4 protein-coding genes are annotated in these 4,335 nt (G+C 70.8%); all 4 read left to right on the top strand.

Features of this window, described 5'->3' with window-relative positions; genetic code table 11:
- Position 1: 1 nt before the first annotated feature.
- Entirely contained in the window at positions 2-631 is a 630-nt protein-coding gene (locus QZ433_RS06820) for a GntR family transcriptional regulator (protein ID WP_295781064.1), read from the top strand.
- A complete protein-coding gene (locus tag QZ433_RS06815) occupies positions 628-2,154 on the top strand; it encodes an MmgE/PrpD family protein (protein ID WP_295781061.1) in 1,527 nt (508 codons plus the stop codon). The genes QZ433_RS06820 and QZ433_RS06815 overlap by 4 nt, the downstream gene beginning before the upstream one ends.
- Complete coding sequence (gene prpB / locus QZ433_RS06810) at positions 2,154-3,053, top strand: methylisocitrate lyase (RefSeq protein ID WP_295781058.1); 900 nt, start codon at positions 2,154-2,156, stop codon at positions 3,051-3,053. Before QZ433_RS06815 ends, prpB begins: the two co-directional genes overlap by 1 nt.
- 199 nt (positions 3,054-3,252) lie before the next feature.
- Positions 3,253-4,335 (top strand): bifunctional 2-methylcitrate synthase/citrate synthase (locus QZ433_RS06805; RefSeq protein WP_295781056.1); only part of this gene is annotated, 1,083 nt, incomplete at its 3' end.

The following is a 4,335-nucleotide window of genomic DNA, read 5'->3' as shown; positions in this document are numbered from 1 at the left end:
CATGCGGGCGAGTGAACGCGCGTACGCGACCCTCCTCGACGAGATCCAGACCGGAACCCTCGCCCCCGGGACCGTGCTCGGCGAAGTGGAGCAGTCCTCGCGCCTCGGCGTCAGCCGCACCCCCCTGCGCGAGGCGCTGCGCCGACTCGCCTCGGACGGGCTGGTCGCCCAGGCCTCGGCGCGGGTCACGGTGGTCGCCGGGATCGACGCCGACGACATCGGCTCGCTGTTCGAACTCCGTCGCGCGCTCGAGACCGAGGCGGCCCGACTGGCCGCGCAGCGCGGCGATCGGCGCGTCTTCACGGCCCTGGCGGCGGAGTTCACGGCGATCGGCACTGCCGACGCGGACGCGTACTACGCACTCATCGCCCGCTTCGACGCGGCGATCGACGCGGCCGTCGACAACGCTTATCTGTCGGGGGCTCTGCGCAGCGTCCGCACCCATCTCGTGCGGGTGCGGCGCATGGCCCGCGACAACCCCCTGCGCCTTTCCGCTTCGGCGCGAGAGCATGAACTGATCGCCCGCGCGATCGGCGGCGGCGACCCCGAACTCGCCGCGCACGCCACCCACGTGCACCTGCACAACGCCCTCACCACCATCCTCGAAGCCCTCACGGAGGACCCCTCATGACGATCACCCACCACGTGCGCGTGCACCGCAGCGACGAGAACCTCGCCCGTGAGGGACAGCTCGCCTGGGCTCTCGCGCGGGTCGCGGTCGACCCGGTCGCCGTCGACGACGACGTGGTCGACATGATCGTGAACCGCCTGATCGACAACGCGGCGGTGGCCGCGGCATCCCTCACCCGTCAGCCCGTCAGCGCCGCGCGTCAGCAGGCGCTCGACCACGCGGTGTCGATCGGCGGTCCGGGTGCGACGGTGTTCGGCTGCGCCCTCGAGCGCCGCTCGAGCCCCGAGTGGGCGGCGTGGGCGAACGGCGTCGCCGTGCGCGAGCTCGACTATCACGACACCTTCCTCGCGGCCGACTACTCCCACCCGGGCGACAACATCCCGCCCGTCCTCGCGGTCGCCCAGCACGCCGGTCGCGACGGCGCCGCTCTCGTGCGGGCGCTCGCCACCGCGTACGAGATCCAGATCGACCTCGTGCGCGCGATCTCGCTGCACAAGCACAAGATCGACCACGTCGCCCACCTCGGTCCCGCCGCCGCCGCCGGCATCGGCACCCTGCTCGACCTCGACCAGCACACGATCTACCAGGCCATCGGTCAGGCGCTGCACACCACCACGGCCACGCGCCAGTCGCGCAAGGGCGAGATCTCGACGTGGAAGGCGCACGCCCCCGCCTTCGCCGGCAAGATGGCGATCGAGGCCGTCGACCGCGCGATGCGCGGAGAGACCAGCCCCTCGCCGATCTACGAGGGGGAGGACGGCGTGATCGCCTGGATGCTGGACGGCCCCGCCGCGTCGTACGACGTGCCCCTGCCCGGCGAGGGCGAGAGCAAGCGCGGCATCCTCGACTCGTACACGAAGGAGCACTCGGCCGAGTACCAGGCGCAGGCGTGGATCGACCTCGCCCGACGCCTCGGCACGGAACGCCCCGATCTGCGGGACCCGGCGAACGTGGCATCCATCGTCCTGCACACCAGCCACCACACGCACTACGTGATCGGCTCGGGCGCGAACGATCCGCAGAAGTACGACCCGACTGCCTCGCGCGAGACGCTCGACCACTCGATCCCGTACATCTTCGCCGTCGCCCTGCAGGACGGCGCGTGGCACCACGTCGACTCCTACGCCCCCGAGCGCGCGGGACGCTCCGACACGGTCGCGCTGTGGCAGAAGATCACCACGGCCGAGGATGCCGAGTGGACGCGCCGCTACCACTCCGAGGACCCGAACGAGAAGGCCTTCGGCGGTCGCGTGGTCATCACGCTGACCGACGGCTCGGTCGTCGAGGACGAGATCGCCGTCGCCGACGCCCACCCGCTCGGCGCACGGCCGTTCGCGCGCGAGGACTACATCCGCAAGTTCCGCACGCTGGCCGAGCCGGTGCTGCTGCCCGAGGAGATCGAGCGGTTCCTCGAGCTCGTGCAGCGACTGCCCGAGCTGACCCCCGCCGAGGTCATGCAGCTGACGATCGTCGCGAAGCCCGGCGTGCTGGCCCTGGCGCCGGCGCCGAAGGGGCTGTTCTGATGCTGTACGCCCAGACCACCCCGCAGCAGAAGCGTCGCGCGCTGCGCGAGAAGCTGGCATCCGGAGACCTCGTCCGGATGCCGGGGGCCTTCAACCCGCTGTCGGCCCGGCTCATCGAACGCAAGGGCTTCGACGGCGTCTACATCTCGGGCGCGGTCATCTCGGCCGACCTGGGCCTGCCCGACATCGGGCTCACGACGCTCACCGAGGTCGCCGGGCGCGGTCAGCAGATCGCGCGCATGACCGACCTGCCGGCGATCATCGACGCCGACACCGGCTTCGGCGAGCCGATGAACGTCGCGCGCACGATCCAGACCCTCGAGGACGCGGGGCTCGCCGGCACGCACATCGAGGACCAGGTCAACCCGAAGCGCTGCGGCCACCTCGACGGCAAGAGCGTGGTGGATGCCGACACCGCGATCAAGCGCATCCGCGCCGCGGTCGACGCGCGCCGCGACCCCGACTTCCTCATCATGGCGCGCACCGACGTGCGCGCGGTCGAGGGCCTGGATGCCGCGATCGACCGCGCGAAGGCCCTGGTCGACGCCGGTGCCGACGCGATCTTCCCCGAGGCGATGCGCGACCTGGGCGAGTTCGAGGCGATGCGCGCGGCGCTCGACGTGCCGATCCTGGCGAACATGACCGAGTTCGGGAAGTCGGAGCTGTTCTCGACCGCGCAGCTGCAGGACGCGGGTGTGAACCTCGTCATCTGGCCGGTGTCGCTGCTGCGGCTCGCGATGGGGGCGGCGGGTCGGGGCCTCGACGCCCTGGCATCTGAGGGTCATCTGCGCGACCGGCTCGGCGAGATGCAGCACCGCGCCGACCTGTACGACCTCATCGACTACGAGGGCTACACGCGCTTCGACGCCGACGTGTTCGACTTCACCGTCGAACGCTGAGGCCCGAGCCGGCTGCCCGCGCCGCCATGTCGCACTTCTCGCGAACCTCGTCCCACTTATGACGGTGCTCGTCCCACTTATTGCGGGTGTGGGGCCGCCAGACCGGCAATAAGTGGGACAAGGTTCGCACCCCCCGCCGCACCCCCGCCACTACCGCATCCGGCAGCATGAACACCACGCACGACTCGAGGGAGAGACGATGACCGACATCAAGAAGGGCCTCGCCGGCGTCACGGTCGACGAGACCGCCATCAGCAAGGTCAACCCCGACACCAACAGCCTGCTGTACCGCGGCTATCCGGTGCAGGAGCTCGCCGCGACGCAGCCGTTCGAAGCGGTCGCGTTCCTGCTGTGGAACGGGGAGATGACGGATGCCGCACAGCTCGCCGCTCTGCGCGTCACCGAACGTCAGCACCGGGCGCTGGCCGACGACGTCCGCGCCGCGATCGACCTGCTGCCGACGTCGGCTCACCCGATGGACGAGGTGCGCACGGCCGTGAGCGTGATCGGCGCCCGCGAGACCGCCGGGATCTCGAACGTGATGGATGCCGTCGGCACCCCCGAAGAGAACCTCGAGCGGTCCGTGCGCCTGTGGGCGCAGCTGCCCGCGGTGGTCGCCTACGGTCAGCGTCGCCGCCGCGGCGAGGAGCTGATCGCGCCCCGCGACGACCTCGACTACGCGGCGAACTTCCTGTGGATGACCTTCGGCGACGAGGCCGACGACGTCGTCGTCGACGCCTTCAACCGCTCGATGATCCTGTACGCCGAGCACTCGTTCAACGCCTCCACGTTCACCGCGCGGGTCATCGCCTCGACCCTCAGCGACCTCTACTCCGCGGTCGTCGGTGCGATCGGCGCCCTCAAGGGACCCCTGCACGGCGGGGCGAACGAGGCGGTGCTGCACGTGTTCACCGAGATCGGCTCGGCCGAGAACGTGGGGCCATGGCTCGACACCGCCCTCGCCGCCAAGCGCAAGATCATGGGCTTCGGCCACCGCGTCTACAAGCGCGGCGACTCGCGCGTGCCCACGATGAAGGCCGCGCTCGACACCCTGGTGGCGCACTACGACCGACCCGACGTCGCCGCCCTCTACGACGCCCTCGAGTCGCAGTTCGTCGAGCGCAAGGGCATCTACCCCAACCTCGACTACCCCTCGGGCCCGGCCTACGACCTCATGGGCTTCGACACGCTCACGTTCACTCCGCTGTTCGTCGCGGTCCGCGTGACGGGCTGGACGGCGCACGTGCGCGAGCAGCAGGCGTCGAACGCCCTCATCCGCCCG

The organism is uncultured Microbacterium sp., assembly GCF_913776565.1.
GTDB lineage: Bacteria > Actinomycetota > Actinomycetes > Actinomycetales > Microbacteriaceae > Microbacterium.
Note: the sequence above shows the minus strand (reverse complement) of the source record. Positions and strands in the feature narration are given on the sequence as shown.